Here is a 21000-nt window from a genome sequence, read left to right as displayed (position 1 = left end):
GGAAAATGGCTGGTGATGGACCTGCTGGAGCGAGAGGCCGTACTCCAGGACCTCACCGGTCACCTACGGGCGGCCGTGGTCGGTCCTGGCCGACTGGCCCTGGTGCGCGGCGAGGCGGGTATCGGCAAGACCAGTGTCGTCAACCGCCTCGCCCAACTCGCCGATCCCGGGATCCGGATACTGGCCGGAGCCTGTGATCCATTGGCCGCACCCCGATCGCTGGGTCCTCTGATGGACCTGGCCCCGCGGCTGGGCCAAGCGGTGCGCGGGGCCCTGACCGGGGCGCTGGCCGGCACCTGCCGTCCCGATGAGGTGTTCGACTGCCTGCTCGCCGATCTGAGCTCCTACCCCAGCCTTCTGGTCATGGAGGACGTCCACTGGGCCGACGAGGCCACGATGGACCTGCTGCGATACGTGGCCAGGCGGCTGCCGAGCGTTCCGACGCTGGTGGTGACCACCTACCGTGACGACGAGATCGGCCGCACCCACAAGGTGACCGCTCTCCTGGGCACCCTGGCCGGCTACCCGTGGGTGGACCGCCATGACCTGACCCCGCTGAGCCGCCCGGCCGTGGCCCGGCTGGCCCGCGGACACACCGTCGACGCCGATGAGCTGTACGAGGTCTCCGGCGGCAATCCGTTCATCGTCACCGAGGTCCTGACCGCCCCCACGGAGGCCATTCCCGCCACCGTGCGCGAGGCAGTCGCCGGCCGCCTGGCCGGTCTGTCGGCCGCGGCGCGCAGGGTCGTCGACACGCTGGCGGTCCTGGGGCGCCGGGTCCCGCTGCCCGTCCTGTCCGACCTGCTGCCCGCCTCTGAGGAGGCGCTCGACGAGGCGGTGGCCAGCGGAATCGTGCGGACCGACGGGCAGCTGTCCGAGTTCCGCCATGAGTTGACCCGGCTGGCGGTGCTGGATTGCGTCCCCGCCGCCCACCGTCTGCGGATGCACCGGCAGGTGCTGGCGGCGAAGCGGTCCCGCCCGGTCACCGCGGACGATCTGCCGCTGCTGGCCGAGCACGCGGACGGTGCCGGAGACCCGGCCGCCGTATTGGAGTACGCACCCGCCGCGGCCGCCCACGCGCTCGCGTCGGGCGCGCACCGGGAGGCAGCCGTCCAGTACGCCCGCGCCCTGCGGTACGCCGACCTCCTGCCGCTCAGCCGGAAGGCTTCTCTGCTGGAGGGCCATTCGCTGGCGTGTCTGGCGTCCAGTCGGCTGGACGAAGGGATCGCCTCCCGCCGTACCGCGGTGGAGCTGCGCCGTGCCCTGGGCGACCGGCTGCGCGAGGGCGACGACCTGCGCTGGCTGTCGTGCTGGCTGTGGCCGTTCGGGAGGACCGTGGAGGCCGGACGGACCGGCCTGGAGGCGGTACGGGTGCTCGAAGGGCTGGAGCCGAGCCGGGAACTGGCCCGGGCGTACCTGAATCTCTGTCAGCTGGCCTGCCGCGGGCATGAGGAACCTGTGGTGACCGCGGCCTGCGCGGAGAAGGCGATCGCTCTGGGTGAGCGATTCGGCGACAACGGAGTGGTCGTTCAGGCCCGCTTCCACGCGGCGGTGGCGGACATGCTGGGCAGCGGGTCGGGCTGGGAGGAATGCGAGCAGGCCGTGTCCGGCGCGATGGGGCAGGTGCCTCCGGAGGACGCGGGCTTCCTGGCGTTCATCATGTGCTTTTTCACCGCACTCCGGCGCGACACCAGCCGGATGACCGCGGCTGTGGACCGGGCGGAAGCCCATTGCCGCGATCACGATCTGCTGCCCCACCTGCTGTGCACGAGAGCCTGGGGCAGCTGGGGACTGCTGAACCGGGGCCTGTGGGCCCAGGCCGCCGACGCCGCGCAGAGAGTGCTCTCCCACCCTGGCTCACCCCCCGTCGTCCGGGCGTTGGCCTCGACCGTGCTGGGCCTGGTGCGGGCCCGCCAGGGCAACGGCCAGGCATGGCCCCTGCTGGAGCGGGCGGCGGGGCTGGTCGACTCGGGCTGCCTGCTGGACACGGGCCTCGGGTGGGAGGCCCGTGTCGAGGCGGCCTGGCTCGGCGGCGATCCCGAACGGGGCCAGGCGGAGGCCCGAAGCGGTCTGGACGCCTTGGCGGAACGAACCCATCCCTGGCTTTCCGGACCCCTGGCCTGCTGGGTCCGTCGCACCGGCGGAACACCCCCGCAGGTGCCCGCGGCCGGGCCCTACGCGCTGGAACTGGCCGGCGACTGGCGCGGCGCGGCGGCCCAGTGGGACAGCCTCGGCTGCCCGTACGAGGCCGCGCTGGTCCGTCTGTCCGGCGACGCGCCGGCACTGCACCAGGCTCTGGCCGCCTTCGAGGAGCTCGGCGCCCGGCCGGTCGTGGCGCGCACCCGCGCCGTGATGCGTGCTCAGGGTGTCCGCCCCGTCAGGCGCGGCCCGCGGAGAGCCACCCTTGCCAATCCGTACGGGCTGACCATCCGCGAGATGGACGTGCTCAAGCTGCTGGACGAGAGTCTCACGGACGCCGAGATCGCCGCCCGCCTCTACATCACGCCCAAGACCGCCGGGCACCATGTGGGCGCGGTGATGGCCAAGCTCGGCGTCCATTCCCGGCAGGAGGCCGCCCGCAGACTTCACGACCCGAAACTCTGAGGCGTGTCTCCGTAACTCGGAAGGGGTTGATGAAAGTTCGTAAAGCAACCTTGCTGGGCATCAGTCTCGTGGCCGCCGCCTCCTGTTGTACGGCGTTCTCGCCGGCGCAGGGGCCGCAGGCCGGATCCGCCGGGTCGGCACTTCGGTGCTACGCGACGCACCGCGACCCGGACACACCCATCTGTTACCGGAGTTCGTGGAAGGCCGAGTACCGGCACGGCGACGTGGTCTACGTGCCCATCCTCATCCAGGTGCCCACGCCCGCGCATCCATCCTCCGTGACGATCGTCGGCAGCCTGAACGACGTCCACCCGTCCGGAGCCTGATTCCGGGCCGCCTAGTCGCTCCCCTTGCAGCCCGTGGCTGAGGGGTGGTCACGGCACAGCCGGTCCTGATGCGACTGCGCCGCGGCCCCGCCGAAGACGAGGACGCAGATCAGAGCGGCCATGCCGGCCTGGGTGACCACCGTGACGACGGCCCCGGCCCGCGCGGCGATCGCGGCCGCCGCGACGGCGAGGACTCCGACCCCTCCGGCGGCGGCCAGGTAGCCCCACAGCGAGTCGGTCGTGACGGTTCTGCCCGGGTCGAGATTGAACCCGGACAGGAACCACAGCCCGAAGATCACGGCCAAGGCGACCAGTTCCAGGAACACCAGGCCGCACCCGGCTCCGATGTCGGCGCCCAGGTCGGCACGGCCGCGCTGCCTCGGGCCGGTGGTCGCGTCGAAGGCCGGCGGGGCGACGGGTAAGTCCATACCCGTCACCTTGCTCGTGCGAGCGGGGCGGCCGCATGAGTAGGAGTACTCAGCTCCACCCGGACGATGCCCATGGTCCAAGGCAAACGCCAGAGGCCCCGGATCTCTCCGGGGCCTCTGGACCGATGTGCACTCGGCAGGATTCGAACCTGCAACCTTCTGATCCGTAGTCAGATGCTCTATCCGTTAAGCTACGAGTGCTTGTTCTTTTGTTCTTGTCTCCGTTTCCGTTCCTTTCGGCCCGTTCCGGCGACAGGAAGAACATTACATGACTGCCGCCGTCATGTGAAATCCGATCCGCACACCCCTTCTGACCTGCGGAAACGTCCCGGAGGGGGAACGACGAAGCCCCGGTCCAGTGGACCGGGGCTTCGGTTGGGGCGGAGGCGGAGGGATTTGAACCCTCGATGGGCTTTAAGACCCAAACCGCATTAGCAGTGCGGCGCCATAGACCGGACTAGGCGACGCCTCCAGCACAACCGCTCACGCGAGCGCGCGAGTGGTGCGTGCAGATGATGACACAGCCGCAGGGCCCGTCACCAATCGACCCCTACGGTACTAGGCAGTCCGGCCGCAGAGCAAAGGGCTTCTTCGACGGGGTGGCGTTTTCCGGGGGAACGTGGCGCAACGTCCGGCGAGGTCGGGCGTTGAGAAGGACATGGGTTCTCTTCTGTCGGGTCTGCCGGGTCTCGAAGGGCGCGTCCGTCGTGGCGGCCTCGCCGTCCTCGCCACCGCCGCCGTCACCGCCGCCGCCGTCGTACCGCTGATCGCCGCGCCCGCCGCCGCCCTCGGTCAGGGGCGCGGCGGGGATCACCTCACCGTCGTCGTACGGCATGCCGGGGCCGGGCGGGACGGGACGTACGAGCTGTTCTGTCATCCCGCCGGCGGGCATCACCCGGATGTGCGGGGTGCCTGTCAGAAGCTTGACGAGCAGACGCAGTGGGGGCGGGACCTCTTCGCGCCGGTTCCGCCCGGGACCATCTGCTCCATGATCTCCGGCGGGCCGGCCACCGCGCGGGTCACCGGTACCTGGGCGGGACGGCCCGTCGACGCGTCGTACGACCGGAACAACGGATGCGAGATCGACCGGTGGAACCGGATGGTGCCGCTGCTGCCGAAGCTCGGGTAGGGCCGGTCCAAAGGTCCGGTCGTCACCACATCGGCGTCACTTCCTCGTGGGACCTCCCTCTCATCCGGCACCCTCCGGACAACACGTGCGCATAGACTCCCTCGCGTGACACGTCGCGGGCCGGTTGGCAAGATGGCCCGAGCGGTCGGCAAGGTGCGGTAACAGGGAGGAAGCGTCTCGTGAGCAGCAGGCCATCCCGAGGCGCTGCTCGCCTCGCAGCCATACTCGACGCTCTACCGGACGCGTTGGTCCTGGTCAACGCCAACGGAACCGTCGTCAACGCCAACACCATCGCGCTGGAAGCCTTCGAGGCGCCCGGCACCGCGCTCGTCGGGCGCGGGCTGCTGGATCTGCTGCCCGAGTTCGACTCGCGGCTCATCCCGGGCTCCATGCGGCGCCCGGGCCAGCGGGACCCGCAGGGCAGGACCAAGCCGGCCCGGATGGTCGCCCGGCGCACCGACGGGCACGAGTTCCCGGTCGAGGTCACCAGCGCGAACCTGGAGAACGGCCAGCAGGCGTACGACGGTTACGGCTACACGGGCGACGAGCTGCTGATGATCGTCGTCCGGGATCTGTCCGGGACGGTCGACACCGAGGCGGAGCTGGCCCGCTCGCAGCGGCAGACCGAGATGATCCTGCGGGCCGCGTCCGAGGGCGTCGTCGGCACCGACACCGACGGGCGGATCGTGCTCGTCAACCCGGCGGCCGCGCAGATCCTCGGTTACCGGGCGGGCGAGCTGGGCGGCAAGGAGCTGCACAACCTCGTCCTGCACTCGCGGGCCGACGGCTCCCCCTTCCCGTACGCCGAGTCGCCGCTCGCCGACACCCTGCGCTCCGGGCGCAAGCACCGGGTGCGCGGGCAGGTCCTGTGGTCCAAGGGCGATCACCAGGTGCCGGTCGATCTGACCACCGCGCCGGTGCGCGACGGGGACCAGCTCGTCGGCGCCGTGATGACCTTCACCGACCGGCGGCCCTTCGACTCCCTGGTGGACGAGAAGACGACGCTGGAGCAGGCACACGCCGAGCAGCTGGAGAAGCTCTCCGAGGAACACGCCGCCGACCTCACCGCGCTGCGCCAGGAGCACGCCACCGAGGTGGCGGAGCTGCGCGAGAAGTACGACATCGAGCTGGCCGAGCTGCGCGAGCAGCACGCGGAGGAGCTGGCGGCGGGCGAGGAGCGGTACGCCGCGCTCGGCGAGCGGGAGAAGGACCGGTACGAGGCGCTGGCCGGGCGGCACGAACAGCTGCTCACCCTGGTCGCCCGGTCGCTGCGCGGCCCCCTGGACGAACTGCGGCGCGAACTGGCCGCCCTGGCCGCCGACGACGCCGGGCAGCTGTGGCCCGAGGCCAACCAGGTGCTGCACCATCTCTCCGCCGGGTACTCGCGGATCACCACCCTCATCGACAACGTCCTCGCCTATCAGCGGATCGACACGGGCACCGAGGACATCACCCGTACGAAGGTGATGCTGGACGCCGTCGTCGCCGCCGGTGTCGACGGCGCGGTGGAGCTGATCGGCCCCGGCCGGGTGCAGTTCGCCGTGCACGCGCCGCCCATCGAGGCCGAGGTCGACCCGCAACGGCTCGCCACCGCGCTCGCGCACCTGGTGGCGGACGTCGCGGGCGTCGACGCCACCGGCAACGCGCCCGTCTCCACGGGCGGTTACCTCGACAACACCGTGGTCGTCGCGGCCGCGCAGCGCGGTTCGGTCGCCCGGATCGAGGTGCGCGGGCCGTACGCCGGCGGGGACCCGGTGCACGAGCCGATCGTGCGCGGGATCGTGCGTGCCCACGGCGGTGTGCTCCAGACGCACGAGGTGCCGGGCATGAGCGGCAACGCGTACGTCCTGGAGGTGCCGCTCGGGGGCGGCGCGGGGGCCGTCGTGGCGCCGTCCGTGCAGCCGGAGCTCGCCGAGACGGCGCAGGAGACCTTCGACGGCGGCCGACGGCGCGCGCGGCGGGGCTCCACGGACGCCTTCCTCGACGCCGACCTGACCGGTTCGGGCACGCCGAGCGGTGAGGCGCCCACCGGACGCCGCCGCAGGCGCGCGGCCGGGGTCGCCGACGAGACGACCGAGGTTCCGGCCGAGGCCACGCAGGGCGCGTCCGGTGGTACCGGGCGGCGCCGCGGACGGCCCGCCGAGCTCGATCCGGCGCGCGCCGACGCCGGTGCCGACGGGGTGAGCGAAGGAGCCGTGGTGACCGCGGCCGAGCATGCCGCGGGGGCCGCCGCCTCCGGTACGGGTCTCGGGGCCGCCGTGCCGCCGGGTGGCGTGCCCGTGCCCGCCGGACAGCACTCCCGTACCGGCGCCGAGCAGGCTCCGCAGGCCGCGCTGCCCGCCGCCCTGCCGCCGGCCGGGGGCGAGAGCGCGCCGGATGCCGAGGGTGCGCCGGGTGCCGAGGGCGCCGACGACGAGGGGCAGCCCACCGGGCGGCGGCGCCGTGCGCTGGCCGCCGCGGCCGAGCGGGCCGCCGCGCAGGAGACGGGGGCGCGTACGGTCTTCGCGCTGCCGCCCGCCGCCGCGGACCGCGCTCCGCAGGAGGAGGCGGCCCGGGTACCGCAGGCCGGGACCGGGCCGGTTCAGGCGCCACCGGCCGCCGCGCCCGTGCCCGGCGAGGAGGGGCGGCACGACGCCGTACCGCTGAGCCAGGCCGAGGACCACACTCCGCCGCAGCCGCATCCCACGACCGCGCCGACCGGCCGGCGCCGCCGCGCGGTGGCGCCTCCCGCGCAGACCTCACAGGCCCCGCAGGCCCCGCAGGCGGTGCCGACGGTGCAGGCCGCTCCGGCAGCCCGGGCCGCCGAGTCCGGTACGACGCCGGGGGCTCCGGCACAACCCGCTCCGGCGCAAGCGCGAGCTCAGGCTCAGGCCACGAACGGGCAGGGCATCGCCCTTCCCGCGCAGGCCCCCCGTGCGGTGGCCCCGGGACAGGCCATCCCCGGAACGGCCCTTCCGACGCAGGCCCAGGGCACGATCGGCCAGGGCATCGCCCTCCAGGCCGGACCCTCGGTCGCCGTGCCCGCGTCGGCTCCGATCACCCCGGGCGCACCGACCGCACCGGGCGCTCAGACCGCGCCAGCTGCTCCGGCCGGCGCCGTGACGCCCGCGGTGCCCGCCGCTCCCGTCGCCCCGACGGCGCCCCAGGCCGTCCCGGCCGCCGGTGCCCCCGCCGCGGGGCCCCTCCCGCTGCCCGCCGAGGCCGCCGCCGCGCGGAAGCCCGCACCGGCCACCCCGGCCCCCGGCACCCCCGTACCGCCGTCGCCGCAGGCACCGCAAGCACCTCAGGCACCGCAGGCGTCACCGGCGTCCCGGTCGGCTCAGGCCACCCCGGCCGCCGGTACCGCCGTACCCCCGAGGGCCGCGAGCCCGGTCGCCGGGGCGCCCGTGCCGCCGTCGACCCCCGCGGCCGGCACTCCCCTTCCGGCCGCTCAGCCGCCGCGCGCCGCCCAGCCGTTGCCGCTGCCCGCCGAGGCCCCCGGGGGCGTGCCCGGGTACGACCCCGACTCCACCCAGGGCCGGGCCATCAGCGTGCGCACGCTCGGTCAGGGTGTGCCGTTCGCGCGGCAGGTCACGCAGGCCACCCCGCCGCCGCACACGCCGGGTGGTTCCGGACGGCGCCGCAAGCTCGGTACGCCGCCCGATCCGGCCGCGCGCCAGGAGGCGTCCGGCGAGGCGGTGCCCGCTCCGGGTTCCTCGCTGCCCGGGGCGGCGCGGATCGCGCCCGGGACCGAGGGCGGCGGACGGTCGTACGCCATCGGCGCGCCGGACGCGAACGCCGCCGAGGGGCCGGAGCCGCTGGACGGTCCCGGAGGGGCCGTCGAGGTGGCGGACACCCCCCGGCCGCAGCCGATGGACGACGAGCTGCCCCCGGAACCGCTGGACAACCCGCGCCGGCTGCTGGTGTGGCCCGCGCCGGACGTGACCACGCAGCAGGCCTTGAGCGAGCGCGGCTACCGGCCGGTGATCGTGCACTCCCGCGAGGAGGTCGACGCGCAGATCGCGGCCTTCCCCGCCGCGCTGTTCGTGGACCCGCTGACCGGCCCGATCACCCGTACCGCCCTCCAGTCGCTGCGCCAGGCCGCCGTCGCCGCCGAGGTGCCGGTCCTGGTCACGGCCGGGATCGGGCAGGCCACGCGGGAGGCGGCGTACGGCGCCGACCCCGCCGTCCTGCTGAAGGCGCTCGCCCCGCGTGACAGCGAGCAGCATCCGCCGCGGGTGCTGCTGATCGAGGAGCACGAGGAGATCGCGCTGGCCCTGACCGCGACGCTGGAGCGGCGCGGGATGCAGGTGGCGCGGGCCGCGAGCGACAGCGACGCGGTGGCGCTGGCGGGCCGGTTCCGGCCGAACCTCGTGGTGATGGACCTGATGCAGGTGCACCGGCGGCGGGCCGGGATCGTGGACTGGCTGCGCGCGAACGGACAGCTCAACCGCACCCCGCTGGTCGTCTACACGGCCGCCGTCGAGTCCGCCGAGCTGCCCCGGCTGGCCTCGGGCGAGACGGTGCTGTTCCTCGCGGAGCGGTCCACCAGCACCGAGGTGCAGTCGCGGATCGTGGACCTGCTGTCCCGGATCGGCACCAACTAGCCGACGGGGAACGTCATGTGGGGAGGGGCCGGGCTGCTGCCCGGCCCCTCCCCACATGACGTGTGGCTCACAGGCGGGTGACGTCCAGGTCCCCGTCCGCGTAGCGCCTGCGCAGCAGCTTCTTGTCGAACTTGCCCACGCTCGTCTTCGGCACCGCCGTCACGATCGTCCAGCGCTCGGGCAGCTGCCAGCGGGCGATACGGGCCTCCTCGGCGAGGAAGGCGCGCAGGGTCTCGAAGTCGGCGTCCGCGCCCTCCCGCAGCACGACCGTGGCCAGCGGGCGCTCGCCCCACTTGTCGTCGGGGACGGCGACCACCGCGGCCTCGACTACGTCCGGGTGGGACATCAGCGCGTTCTCCAGCTCCACGGAGGAGATCCACTCACCGCCGGACTTGATGACGTCCTTGGCGCGGTCGGTGAGGGTGAGGAAACCGTCGGGGGAGATGACCCCGACATCGCCGGTCTTCAGCCAGCCGTCGGCGCTGAACTTGTCGGCGGGGCGCAGGGGTTCGGCGTCGGGGCCGTTGTAGTAGGCGCCCGCGATCCAGGGGCCGCGCACCTCCAGCTCACCGGCCGACTCGCCGTCCCAGGGCAGTCGTTCGCCGTCGGGCCCGGTCAGGCGGGCCTCGACCCCGGCCGAGAAGCGGCCCTGGGTGAGGCGGTAGCCGAACTCCTCGTCCGTGCCGAGGGAACTGGCCGGCGGGCGGGACACGGTGCCGACCGGGGAGGTCTCCGTCATGCCCCAGGCGTGCACGACCGGCATGCCCAGTTCGTCGAAGGCCCGCATCAGACCGGGCGGGCAGGCCGCGCCGCCGATGGTGACATGGGTGAGGGTGGAGACATCACGGGGGCGGGCGAGCAGCTCGCCGAGCAGGCCCTGCCAGATGGTGGGCACGGCGGCGGCGTGGGTCGGCCGCTCCCGCTCGATCATCTCGGCGAGCGGCGCGGGCTGGAGGAAGCGGTCCGGCATCAGCATGTTGACGCCGGTCAGGAAGGTGGCGTGCGGCAGGCCCCAGGCGTTGACGTGGAACTGGGGGACGACGACGAGCGTGGTGTCCTTGTCGGTCAGGCCCATCGACTGGGTCATCTGCACCTGCATGGAGTGCAGATAGACCGAGCGGTGGCTGTAGACCACGCCCTTGGGGTCGCCGGTGGTGCCGGAGGTGTAGCACATGGCGGCGGCCTGGCGTTCGTCCAGCTCGGGCCAGTCGTAGTGGGTCGGCCGGCCCGCGATCAGGTCCTCGTACTCGTGCACTCGCGCGGTGGCGCCGGCCAGCGGGGCGCGGTCGCCGGGGCCGGTGACCACGATGTGCTCGACGGTCTTCAGCCGGGGCAGCAGCGGGGCGATCATCGGGATCAGGGAGCCGTTGACGATGACCACGTGGTCGGCGGCGTGGTTGATGATCCACGCCAGCTGCTCGCCGGGCAGCCGCAGATTGAGGGTGTGCAGCACCGCGCCCATGGAGGGGACCGCGAAGTACGCCTCGACGTGTTCGGCGTTGTTCCACATCAAGGTGGCCACCCGCTGGTCGCCGGTGACGCCGAGGGTGTCGCGCAGGGCGTGCGCCAGCTGGGCCGAGCGGGCACCGATCTCGGCGTAGGAGCGCCGCTGCGGCTCGGGCTCGCCGGTCCAGGTGATCACCTGCGAGGCGCCGTGGACCGTCGACCCATGGGTCAGGATCCTGGAGATCAGCAGCGGTACGTCCTGCATGGTGCTCAGCACGGAGTCCTCCCGGCGACAGTGCCTACGCGGTAGTAGGGGGTGCGCCGATTCTGCGCACATACCGCTCGGTATGTCACTAGGTGGAATGTCACCGCGTGCGGAACGGGACGGAAACGGGTCGGAATCGAGATCCGGCGCTCTTTCGCGCCGGTGACCTGGTGTCCTCGGGCCCCGTGCGCCGGGGTCCTCGGGCCGTACCCGTAGGCCGGTGTCCCCGGCCCGGTCGGGCTATCGCGCCAGCCCCAGCTCCGGGTCCTCGCGCAGCTTGCCGAGTGCGCGGGACACCGCCGACTTCACCGTGCCCACCGAGACCCCCAGCACCTCGGCGGTCTGGGCCTCGCTGAGATCCTCGTAGTACCGCAGGACGACCATCGCCCGCTGCCGCGTGGGCAGCTTCATGACGGCCCGCCACATCGCGTCGTGCAGCGCCTGCCGCTCGGCCGGGTCGTCGTCGGGCAGCGGGTCCGGCTCGGGCAGCTCGTCGCAGGCGAACTCGTCCACCCGGCGCTTGCGCCACTGCGAGGTCCGCGTGTTCAGCAGCGCGCGGCGCACATACCCGTCGAGCGCCCGCTGGTTCTCGATCCGCTCCCAGGCGGCGTAGGTCTTGGCCAGCGCGGTCTGCAACAGGTCCTCGGCGTCGCAGGGGTTCGCGGTCAGCGAGCGCGCGGCGCGCAGCAGGACGGGTCGGCGGGCCCGTACGTACGACGTGAACGACGGGTACGTGGAGGCCGCTGCCGAGGCGCTGGTGCAGACGGGTGTGGTCATGGCTCCACGCTATGAGCGGCCCACGCGTCCCGGGATCGGCCGCAGGTGCCGAAGCGGGGTCCCCCTCAGGTTGTAGGGGTGGGGACCACGCCACCTCCTGAAGGTGGAGCGGGGGTACGCCCGACCCCGGGTCGCACCCCGGGGAGTTCAGCCGTCCGCCGCCAGGACCAGGCCCGATGTCGGCACCCCGGTACCCGCGGTCACCAGGGTCCTGGCGGCCCCGGGGACCTGGTTCACGGCGGTGCCGCGCAGCTGGCGGACCGCCTCCGCGATGCCGTTCATGCCGTGCAGATACGCCTCCCCGAGCTGGCCCCCGTGGGTGTTGAGGGGCAGCCGCCGCCCGGCCGTGAAGTCCGCCGCCTCGCCCCGGGCGCAGAAGCCGAACTCCTCCAGCTGCATCAGCACGAACGGGGTGAAGTGGTCGTACAGGATCGCGACGTCGATGTCGGCCGGGGCGAGGCCCGAGGTGCGCCACAGCTGGCGGGCCACCGCGCCCATCTCCGGCAGCCCGGTCAGCTCGTCCCGGTAGAAGCCGGTCATCTGCTCCTGGGCACGGCCCGCGCCCTGGGCGGCGGCCGCGATCACGGCGGGCGGGCGGGGAAGGTCCCGGGCCCGTTCCAGGGAGGTGACGACGAGCGCCTGGCCGCCGTCGGTCTCCTGGCAGCAGTCCAGCAGCCGCAGCGGCTCCACGATCCAGCGGGAGGCGGCGTGTTCGGCGAGGGTGATCGGGCGGCCGTGGAAGTAGGCGGCCGGGTTGGTCGCGGCGTGGGCGCGGCCGGTCACGGCGACATGGCCGAACGCCTCGGGGGTCAGCCCGTAGGTGTGCAGATAGCGCTGGGCCGCCATCGCCACCCAGGAGGCCGGGGTGAGCAGCCCGAACGGCAGCACCCAGCCGAGCGCCGCGCCCTCCGCCGAGGGCTCGCGGTGCTGGACACCGGCGCCGAATCTGCGCCCCGAGCGCTCGTTGAAGGCGCGGTAGCAGACCACCACCTCGGCGACCCCGGCCGCCACGGCCAGCGCCGCCTGCTGCACGGTCGCGCAGGCCGCGCCGCCGCCGTAGTGGACCCGGGAGAAGAAGGACAGCTCGCCCATCCCGCAGGCCTGGGCGACCGTGATCTCCGGGCTGGTGTCCATGGTGAAGGTGACCAGGCCGTCCACGTCGGCGGGGGTGAGCCCGGCGTCGTCGAGGGCGGCGCGCACCGCCTCCACCGCGAGCCGCAGTTCGCTGCGCCCGGAGTCCTTGGAGAACTCGGTGGCGCCGATCCCGACGACGGCCGCGCGTCCGCCGAGAGTGTCCTTCGCACGCAGGCTCATGGGCGGGCCGCCGCGGGGACGATGACGGTCACCGTGCCGGTCACATGGGTGCCGAGGCCGTTGGCGCCGACGACGCGCACGGTGGCGGTGTCGCCGTCGATCCGCTCGATCCGGCCGGTCAACACCATCGTGTCACCGGGATAGTTGGGGGCCCCGAGCCGGATGGCGACCTTGCGGAGGATCGCGGTGGGGCCGAAGTGGTCGGTGATGTACCGGCCCACCAGGCCGTTCGTGGTCAGGATGTTCATGAAGACGTCCGGGGAGCCCTTGGCCCGGGCCAGTTCGGGGTCGTGATGCACGTCCTGGTAGTCCCGGGAGGCCATCGCGCCCGCCACGATCAGCGTGCGGGTCAACGGGATCCTGAGCGGCGGGAGTTCACTGCCGACCGGCCTCACGCCGCCACCCCCCGGAACACCGGCAGCGTCAACTCGTCGTCGTACGCTTCGAATTCAAGGCGTACCGGCATCCCGATGCGCACCTTGTCGTACGGGACCCCGACCACATTGCTCACCATCCGTACTCCTTCCGCGAGTTGGACCAGGGCGACCGCGTAGGGCGGGTCGAAGGCGGGGAAGGGCGGGTGGTGCATCACGACGTACGAGTGGACGGTGCCCTCGCCGCTCGCCTCGACCGTGTCCCAGCCGGGGCCGCCGCAGGCGTTGCAGCCGGGCAGCCAGGGGTGGCGCAGGGTGCCGCAGCCGGTGCAGCGCTGGATGAGCAGCCGGTGCTCGGCGACGCCCCGCCAGAAGCCGGCGTTGTCGCGGTTGACGACCGGGCGGGGGCGTCTCGGTGATGGTGACGGCGCCGGTGCAGGTGCCGGTGTGCGGGCGGGGGCGTACTTGAGGATACGGAAGCGGTGGGTGCCCGCGAGGGCGCCGTCCGCGCGGATGTCGGTGCGGGTGGTGACGAAGTGGCCGGTGCCCAGCTTGGTGGTCTTGCGGCCCGACACCGATTCGATCACCGTGTCGAAGGTGATCGTGTCGCCCGGCCGCAGCGGGCGCAGGTACTCCTGCTCGCAGTCGGTGGCGACGACCGAGGTGCAGCCCAGGTCGTCCAGGAGGCGCAGCAGTTCGTCGTAGGGGCCGGAGCGGTGGCCGTGCCCGGAGAGGCCGGCCATCGTCCAGACCTGGAGCATGGTGGGCGGGGCGATGGCGCCGGGGCCGCGGTAGGCGGGGCTGGTGTCGCCCATGGCCTCGCACCAGTGCCGGATCATCGGCAGGTTGACGGGGTCACGGCCGGTCCCGGTGGCGGCGGCGGGGAGCCCCTCGTACGCCGCGAGCCGCGCCTGCGTGTCGTCCGCCCGTGTCCCCATGTCCGGCCTCCCGCTGTGGTGTTCGGCCTCCCGCCGCGTTCCTGACTGTCCGTCAGATGCGAGCGGGCTGTCAAGGAGAACGACCCGGCGGGCGCACGGCGGCCACGGGCCGGGCAGGCCTCGGACAGCGACCGGGCGTGCGCCGGAACAGCGACCGGGAACGCCGCGGACGGCGGATGGAAACGCGGCGGCGCGGCGATGCCGAAGCACCGCCGCGCCGCTGTCCCGCATCCCCGGAGCGCGCCCCCTCGGGCCGTCAGCCGGGGCTCACCGCGGCGGGCCGAAGCCGATGCCGGTGTCCTCGGGCGGTGCGCATGCCTGCCATGGTGATCCTCTCGAAACCGGTCGCCGTCTCGACCGCCGTGGGTGCTGCCGCACAGCCAGACCTGCCCGGCGATCTCCGCCGCATCCCTCCGAAATCATCACTTCGCACGCAAGCGTGATCACCGGTCGATAAACCTCTTTCTTTTTTCGAACATACGTCCGAACATGGGGGTCATGGCCACCACCGACCGGCAGGCCACGACGCTGGCCCTCGCCCATGCCCTGTCCGCCGCCGAACGCGGCCTGGCCGTTCTCCCGCTGTCCCGGACCAAGCTCCCGGCCCTGCGCTCGCCCCACCACGACGACTCCGGACCCGCCTGCCACGGCGAGTGCGGCCGGTTCGGCCACGGGGTGTACGACGCCTCGACGGACCCGGCGCGTGTCCGCGAGATGTTCGCCGCCGCGCCCTGGGCCACCGGCTACGGCATCGCCTGCGGGCTGCCGCCGTACCACCTGATCGGCGTCGACCTGGACACCAAGTCCGGCACGGACGCCCCGGCCGCCCTGCGCGAACTGGGCCTGCGCCATCTGTTCACCGTTCCGGACACGGTCGTGGTGCTCACCCCGAGCGGCGGCCGGCATCTGTGGCTGACCGGCCCCCCGGACGTCGTCGTACCGAACTCGGCGAGCCGGCTCGCCCCCGGCATCGACATCCGCGGCGCCGGCGGCTACCTGGTGGGCCCCGGCTCCCGCACCGCCCACGGCGCCTACGGCACCCTGCCGGGCACCGCCCATCTGCCCCCGGCCGCGTGCCCGCCGGCCCTGCTGCGCCTGCTCCTGCCGCCCCCGCGCACCCCTCACCGCGCCCTCGCGGATCCCGGCCACGGCCACGGCCTCGTTCACTTCGTGCTCACCGCGCACGAGGGCCAGCGCAACACCCGCCTTTTCTGGGCCGCTTGCCGCGCCTACGAGAACGGTCTCGGCCCCGCCCTGGCCGCCCCCCTCACCGAAGCCGCCCGCCGCACCGGCCTGACCGAACAGGAGGCTCGCGCGACGATCGCCTCGGCGGCGAGGATGACGGGGCGCCGGCCGTAGGACAGTCGGGCACGTCGGGCACGTCGCTTCGGAGGCTGCGGACCCGCCCGGGGGGGTCGTCCGTGCAGAGCGGCCTTCCAGAGGTCGCCGTGAGCGCTCCTACGGACAGCACGAAGGCCGCCGCGCACACCAATCGCCCAGCCGGTCAGGTCGTGGATGCGGCCCGCTGGCGAGATCGATAGGGGCTCACCATTTGAGTGATTTCCCGGCGGTGTGGCCTGTGATCTGACAGGAAGAGGGGAGCCATGGTCTCGACGCTGATGTCTGCACAGGCACCTGATATGCGGTCCGGGAATGAAGGAAATCATGGAATCATCTGTTAATTATGCCGCCCCCTGGGAGGAAGAAGAAGGGGAGCCGGATGAGGTACTCGAAGAACCTATGAGCATGCGGGAGACGACACCGAGCAAGGTGGAGGTGGAAATTCTCCAGAAAGAACTCCACAAGGTGGGTCTCACCTGCGAGCAGACTTCTGAAAAAACGCTGCAACGCTATATCGACGAGATCAGGGGGCAGCTGCCCACTGGTGGCACGGCAGAGGTTTTCTGCATCGCGGAACGAGTTCCCGCGGCGTCCGTCGCGCCGGCGGCTGCCGCCTCTTTCATCGACGAAGTATCGAGCTACAGCCTTGAGGGCGACACCATCGACTCGGAGTTGATCTCCGGACATGACGGCCTGGACAGCTTCCTCGGTTTCATTCTGAAAGATAACCCGGGAGGACAGGAGTTCGTCAGTCAGATCGCAGGAGTGAACTACGGAGACCGAGACTTCGGTCAGCAGTTCGCCGAGAACAATCCCGAGGGCGTGCATTTTCTCGCCACGTTGGCTGAGCAGAACATTGTGCCTACCGCTTCTGGCACCTGGGTGGTGGACGACCAGGCAGGGCGGAAGACCACGAGCGATCTTACAGAACTCGTGGTCGCCAAGCGATGGGAAGCTCTGAATCAGAAGAAGCCGAAGAGCGACAGGGCTACCTGCAAAAAGGGTGAACAGCCGGACAAGCGCTGGGGCCAGACCGGATACAGGAAAGAGTCCTACACCCTTGAGGGCACGAGCGCCGATGCCATCAAGAAGAAGTACAGACAACTCGGGACCAACATCTCGGCCGCCATTGTCGAAGGGATTTCCAAGGAGGGAATTGAGGCAACTCTGACCAACCAGATCAGCCCGTTGCAAGAGGAGAGTTTCAAGAGCAATGACTACGACACAAGGAAAGATGGTGTCGATCGAGAAATTCTCGTCTGCCTAGTCAGGAACCCAAGCAGGAAAACGAACCAAGGCGTGGGCATCCTTTCCGTCACATGGCGACTCCAGATCAAAAATTACAAAAGCAAGAAGAGTGCTACGCGGCACGACGCCTCTCTCGACTTCACCATGAGGTCGATTCTGTACCCGACTGTCTACAGCAGTGGTCCCGAAAAAAACATGACAACGGTCTACGACCAGACCCAGGACGACAAGAAGCTCTGCCCGATCACCAGCTAACCCAGGAGTCGCCGTGACACTTCAGAGAAACCCCACAGAAAGCGAAATGGAAGGCGAGCCGGACGAGATCGAAGAGTTCACCATCTTCGATGATCTTCCGCACGCCGGGAAGGATACGTTCGACAAGTCGGTCAGCATTATGTCCTCGACGAAGGAGCGTCGCGCTGTCGTGTTCTACGCGCCGGACCTGAAGAGCCTCTGCTGCATCGACAACAGTGCAAGTGAGGCCGAGGCAACATACACCAAGTCCGTCACTGAAGGATTCACCCACAGTGAATCGTTGACGGTCTCCGCACAATACACGATCGAAGGATCGTTCGAAATCGCCAAGGCTTCCAAGACGTTCGGGTTTAGTTTCACTTTCAGCGCGGAGACAAGTAAATCGACAACCGAGTCGATTTCGTTCACGGTGCCTGCAGGGAAGAAAGCCTTTCTCTACCAGGGCTTCTTCAGGACAAAGATCCTGACGCACTCCCCTGCCATCGGTGAGTACTCGTGGGTCGAGGGCAGCGAAGGACTCTACCTCTGTAGCGGAACAAAGACCACAACAAAGCCGCTGATCGGTCCGGCAACGCTCATCTGAATCTGACTGACGGGGGCTCCGGTGAGCAGGAAGTCGCCATCGAACAACCCGTATACAGCTGACACCGCCCCGGCCGGCGGCTTGAGTGCAGAGAACAGCGAGTCAGTCATCTCCATGCCGCCACCGGGGAGCGCCCAAAGATCGTTATCGCGGCGGCGCTGAAGCAGCACGCGCCCTTCGTCGCCTGTCGCGCGGTGGCTGGTGAAGAGCTGTTCGACAGTCACCCACTTCGTGGTCACGGCAGCGAGCGGTTCGCGGGCCGCTTCCCGCACCACACCCCCAAGCCGGGCGGAGGGGCGCGTGACCCGGAGAAGGTCGCCGCCTCGGCGCACGCGGTGGACCGTGGACGGCACGAACCAGCGACGGGGCCGGATCGAGGTGAGACACCCCCCGTGCAGAAAGGGTGCCCCTCCTCAAGGGACACCCTTCTGACCAGCACGTCTCATGACCTGCGGAGGCGGTGGGATTTGAACCCACGGTGACATCGCTGCCACGACGGTTTTCAAGACCGTTCCCTTAGGCCGCTCGGGCACGCCTCCCCGCGCCGCCCACCTGGGACGGAGCGGGGTACAGCGTACCGGCCCGGGGGCGGTCGCGGGGGCGTTGGGGACTACGGCCCCGGTGAGAGGGGGAGGTCAGCTGTCGCCGGCGCGGGCGCCGAGGGTCAGCTGGACCGTGTGCTCTTGGCCGCCGCGCTTGTAGGTGATCGTCACCTTGTCGCCGGGCTTGTGGGTCCAGATCTCGCCGATCAGGGTGGGACCGCTGTCGATCACCGAGTCGTCGAGCTTGGTGATCACGTCACCGGGCTTCAGGCCGGCCTGGGCCGCCGGACCGTTCGCCTCGACCGCGGCGGCGCCGTCCGCGCCCTGGTCGGTGATCTTCGCGCCGCCCGTGGAGTCCTCCAGCGAGACGGACGCGCCGATCTTGGCGTACACCGGCTTGCCGGTCTTGATCAGCTGCTGGGCGACGTACTTGGCCTGGTTGATCGGGATGGCGAAACCGAGGCCGATCGAACCGGACTGCCCGCCCGAGCCGAAGCCACCGCTGCTGCCCGAGGACTGGATCGCCGAGTTGATACCGATCACCGCGCCGGAGGCGTCCAGCAGCGGGCCGCCGGAGTTGCCCGGGTTGATGGACGCGTCGGTCTGGAGCGCGCTCATGTACGACGCCTTGCTCGTGGCACTGCCGTCGCTGGAGGCCACCGGGCGGTTCTTGGCGCTGATGATGCCGGTCGTCACGGTGTTCGACAGGCCGAAGGGGGCGCCGATGGCGATCGTCTCGTCGCCGACGGCCACCTTGTCGGAGTCGCCGAGCGGCAGCGGGTTGAGGTCGGAGGGCGGGTTCTTGAGCTTGACGACCGCCACGTCGTAGCCCTGCGCGTGGCCGACGACCTCGGCGTCGTACTTCCGGCCGTCGGGGAACGTCGCGGTCAGCTTGCCGCCGTCGAGGGCGTCCGCCACCACGTGGTTGTTGGTGATGATGTGGCCCTGCTTGTCGAAGACGAAGCCGGTGCCGGTGCCGCCGTCGCCGTTGGAGCCCTCGGCCTCGATGGTGACCGTGCTGGGCAGCGCCTTGGCGGCCACGTTGGCGATGGTGCCGGGGGCGCGCTTGACCTGCGCCGCGCCGTTGTCGGACGCGGAGACGGTGGTGGAGCTGCCGTTGTCGTTGTTCCTGGCCAGGGTGTAGCCGAGGCCACCGCCCAGACCGCCCGCGACCAGCGCGGCCACCAGGACCGCGGCGAGCAGGCCACCGCGTCCCTTCGGCTTGGGGGCGGGCTGCTGGTACGACGCCCCCCAGGCGGCACCGCCACCCGCGCCGCCCGCGCCGTCGGCGTAGGTCGGCGTGCCGGGCGGCGGGGGCGGCCAGGCGCCCTCGGGGCCGGCGACGGGAGGCTGCGGGGCGGTCCCGGGGACCGGCGGCAGCGGAGCGGTCGGCTCGGCGCCGGGCGCCGGGGCCGCGGGATAGCCCTGGCCCGCGTGGGGCGACTGGGGTGCTTGGTGCGTCTGCGGCGCCTGGTGCGTCTGGGGGGAAGGGGCGGGCTGCCCCGGCTGCTGGTCCGCCTGGTGCCCCGGGCCCGCCGGCCCGCCGGTCCCCTCCGGCGCGGTGTGTGCCTGCGGGGACGCGTCGGGAGAGGCCACCGGCACGGGAGGTGCGGACGGGGCCGGGGGTACCGCGTTGCCCTCGTTCTCGGTGCTCACAGCTCTACTCCTCGATCCACGGCTGTTTGTCCTCGGTCGCGCTCAGTCACGTTCGTGCACGCTCGGCGGCGCGTGCGCGCTGGTCGTGGCCTGTCACGATGCGGCTGCGCATGGTCCTGCGTTCACTGTTCCAGTTTGTATGCAGTCAGCTTTTCCCACGGGCCGTCAGAGCACCATAAGCCGTGGCTGTGGGTCCAGGGCCAGCCCTTACAAAGGGCATGTATGGAAAAAGCTACATAAACCAGCACAACGTGTGCCACCGTTCGCCGCCCGGACGCCCGAGCGTCGTCCCGCGTGCCCCGCGGGGGTGGCACCATGACGCGGTGACCACCCACGCACCACAGCTCTCCGTCCAGGTCGTCGCCCACCGGGGCGCCTCCGAAGACGCACCGGAACACACCCTGGCCGCCTACCGCAAGGCGATCGAGGACGGCGCCGACGCCCTTGAGTGCGATGTCCGGCTGACCGCCGACGGCCACCTGGTCTGCGTCCACGACCGACGGGTGAACCGCACCTCCAACGGCCGCGGCGCCGTCTCCGCCCTGGAGCTCGCCGATCTCGCCGCCCTGGACTTCGGCTCCTGGAAGACCGGTGAGCCGTATCGCGGCCGGGTCGAGGAGCCCGACTGGGAGCACCGCCCCGAGGACCGCGAGGAGACCTCCGTCCTCACCCTGGAACGGCTGCTCGAACTGGTCGCGGACTCCGGGCGGCGGATCGAGATGGCCATCGAGACCAAGCACCCCACCCGCTGGGCGGGCCAGGTCGAGGAGAAGCTGCTGGGCGTGCTGGGCCGGTTCGGTCTGGCCGCGCCCGCCACGGCCGCCGAGTCGCCGGTACGGATCATGAGCTTCTCGGCGCGCTCGCTGCACCGGGTGCACGCGGCCGCGCCGACCCTGCCGACGGTCTACCTGGTGCAGTGGCTCTCGCCCCGGCTCCGGGACGGACGGCTGCCCGCGGGCGTGGGCATCGCGGGTCCCTCGGTGCGGATCGTGCGCAACCACCCCGGATACGTGGAGCGGCTGAAGCGGGCCGGGCACCAGGTGCACGTATGGACCGTGAACGAGCCCGAGGACGTCGACCTCTGCCTCGAACTCGGCGTCGACGCCATCATCACCAACCGCCCGCGCGCGGTGCTGGACCAGCTCGGCCGCTGATCTTCCTTATTGACACCCCGCCGCAGGTCGCCGC

Annotated in this window: 15 protein-coding genes, 3 tRNA genes and 1 pseudogene; 8 read left to right on the top strand and 11 right to left on the bottom strand. The window is 71.5% G+C overall.

Going from position 1 to position 21000, the window contains the following annotated elements:
* The first annotated feature begins 15 nt into the window (after positions 1 to 15).
* Both HEP81_RS19810 and HEP81_RS19805 read left to right on the top strand, forming a co-directional pair.
* The gene (locus tag HEP81_RS19810) at positions 16 to 2604 is read left to right on the top strand and encodes an ATP-binding protein (RefSeq protein ID WP_078967102.1); all 2589 of its coding nucleotides are present in this window, start codon (positions 16 to 18) and stop codon (positions 2602 to 2604) included.
* Positions 2605 to 2654: 50 nt separating this feature from the next.
* Complete coding sequence (locus HEP81_RS19805) at positions 2655 to 2930, top strand: hypothetical protein (protein ID WP_037650609.1); 276 nt, start codon at positions 2655 to 2657, stop codon at positions 2928 to 2930.
* Positions 2931 to 2941: 11 nt separating this feature from the next.
* Here HEP81_RS19805 and HEP81_RS19800 read toward each other — a convergent pair whose 3' ends face one another.
* From HEP81_RS19800 to HEP81_RS19790, 3 genes are all read right to left on the bottom strand, one after another.
* The gene (locus tag HEP81_RS19800; protein WP_037650606.1) at positions 2942 to 3358 is read right to left on the bottom strand and encodes a DUF6234 family protein; all 417 of its coding nucleotides are present in this window, start codon (positions 3356 to 3358) and stop codon (positions 2942 to 2944) included.
* 128 nt (positions 3359 to 3486) lie between these two features.
* A tRNA-Arg gene (locus tag HEP81_RS19795) sits at positions 3487 to 3559 on the bottom strand.
* A gap of 180 nt (positions 3560 to 3739) precedes the next feature.
* Positions 3740 to 3830, bottom strand: a tRNA-Ser gene (locus HEP81_RS19790).
* Between the two features lie 186 nt (positions 3831 to 4016).
* On the opposite strand from HEP81_RS19790, the gene HEP81_RS19785 reads away from it, so the two are divergent.
* Positions 4017 to 4487: an SSI family serine proteinase inhibitor gene (locus HEP81_RS19785; RefSeq protein ID WP_078967101.1), complete on the top strand. Its 471-nt coding sequence runs from the start codon at positions 4017 to 4019 to the stop codon at positions 4485 to 4487.
* 179 nt (positions 4488 to 4666) lie between these two features.
* Complete coding sequence (locus HEP81_RS19780) at positions 4667 to 9073, top strand: PAS domain-containing protein (protein WP_078967100.1); 4407 nt, start codon at positions 4667 to 4669, stop codon at positions 9071 to 9073.
* Between the two features lie 67 nt (positions 9074 to 9140).
* Here HEP81_RS19780 and HEP81_RS19775 read toward each other — a convergent pair whose 3' ends face one another.
* The 5 genes from HEP81_RS19775 to HEP81_RS19755 form a co-directional block, all read right to left on the bottom strand.
* Positions 9141 to 10796 carry a long-chain fatty acid--CoA ligase gene (locus HEP81_RS19775; protein ID WP_037650600.1) on the bottom strand — a complete coding sequence of 552 codons (1656 nt, stop codon included), beginning with the start codon at positions 10794 to 10796 and terminating at the stop codon, positions 9141 to 9143.
* A gap of 228 nt (positions 10797 to 11024) precedes the next feature.
* A complete protein-coding gene (locus tag HEP81_RS19770; RefSeq protein WP_037650598.1) occupies positions 11025 to 11561 on the bottom strand; it encodes a SigE family RNA polymerase sigma factor in 537 nt (178 codons plus the stop codon).
* A 147-nt stretch (positions 11562 to 11708) separates the two neighbouring features.
* Positions 11709 to 12875, bottom strand: a complete 1167-nt coding sequence (locus tag HEP81_RS19765) for a lipid-transfer protein (RefSeq protein ID WP_037650596.1) — start codon at positions 12873 to 12875, stop codon at positions 11709 to 11711.
* Positions 12872 to 13198: a hotdog family protein gene (locus HEP81_RS19760; RefSeq protein ID WP_243279811.1), complete on the bottom strand. Its 327-nt coding sequence runs from the start codon at positions 13196 to 13198 to the stop codon at positions 12872 to 12874. The genes HEP81_RS19765 and HEP81_RS19760 overlap by 4 nt, the downstream gene beginning before the upstream one ends.
* Before the next feature lie 68 nt (positions 13199 to 13266).
* Positions 13267 to 14187: a bifunctional MaoC family dehydratase N-terminal/OB-fold nucleic acid binding domain-containing protein gene (locus HEP81_RS19755; protein ID WP_037650593.1), complete on the bottom strand. Its 921-nt coding sequence runs from the start codon at positions 14185 to 14187 to the stop codon at positions 13267 to 13269.
* Positions 14188 to 14685: 498 nt separating this feature from the next.
* Between HEP81_RS19755 and HEP81_RS19750 the strand changes: the two genes are divergently transcribed.
* The 3 genes from HEP81_RS19750 to HEP81_RS19740 all read left to right on the top strand — a co-directional run bounded on the left by HEP81_RS19750 (position 14686) and on the right by HEP81_RS19740 (position 17614).
* Entirely contained in the window at positions 14686 to 15546 is an 861-nt protein-coding gene (locus tag HEP81_RS19750) for a bifunctional DNA primase/polymerase (RefSeq protein WP_037650590.1), read from the top strand.
* 294 nt (positions 15547 to 15840) lie between these two features.
* A complete protein-coding gene (locus HEP81_RS19745) occupies positions 15841 to 17031 on the top strand; it encodes a lectin (protein WP_154822899.1) in 1191 nt (396 codons plus the stop codon).
* 13 nt (positions 17032 to 17044) lie between these two features.
* Positions 17045 to 17614, top strand: coding sequence for a hypothetical protein (locus HEP81_RS19740; protein WP_154822898.1), 570 nt, complete (start codon positions 17045 to 17047; stop codon positions 17612 to 17614).
* Between the two features lie 95 nt (positions 17615 to 17709).
* On the opposite strand, the pseudogene HEP81_RS19735 reads toward HEP81_RS19740, so the two are convergent.
* From HEP81_RS19735 to HEP81_RS19725, 3 genes and pseudogenes are all read right to left on the bottom strand, one after another.
* Positions 17710 to 17802, bottom strand: a pseudogene (locus tag HEP81_RS19735) (DNA mismatch repair protein MutT); the annotation flags it as partial.
* A 264-nt stretch (positions 17803 to 18066) separates the two neighbouring features.
* Positions 18067 to 18153: transfer RNA gene (locus HEP81_RS19730), tRNA-Ser, on the bottom strand.
* A gap of 96 nt (positions 18154 to 18249) precedes the next feature.
* Positions 18250 to 19812: a S1C family serine protease gene (locus HEP81_RS19725; RefSeq protein ID WP_037650583.1), complete on the bottom strand. Its 1563-nt coding sequence runs from the start codon at positions 19810 to 19812 to the stop codon at positions 18250 to 18252.
* A gap of 323 nt (positions 19813 to 20135) precedes the next feature.
* On the opposite strand from HEP81_RS19725, the gene HEP81_RS19720 reads away from it, so the two are divergent.
* A complete protein-coding gene (locus HEP81_RS19720; RefSeq protein WP_037650579.1) occupies positions 20136 to 20966 on the top strand; it encodes a glycerophosphodiester phosphodiesterase in 831 nt (276 codons plus the stop codon).
* The last annotated feature ends 34 nt before the right edge of the window (positions 20967 to 21000 follow it).

The sequence above is a fragment of the Streptomyces griseofuscus genome (assembly GCF_014673495.1).
Classification (GTDB): domain Bacteria; phylum Actinomycetota; class Actinomycetes; order Streptomycetales; family Streptomycetaceae; genus Streptomyces; species Streptomyces murinus.
This window is presented reverse-complemented; position numbering and strand designations above follow the sequence as displayed.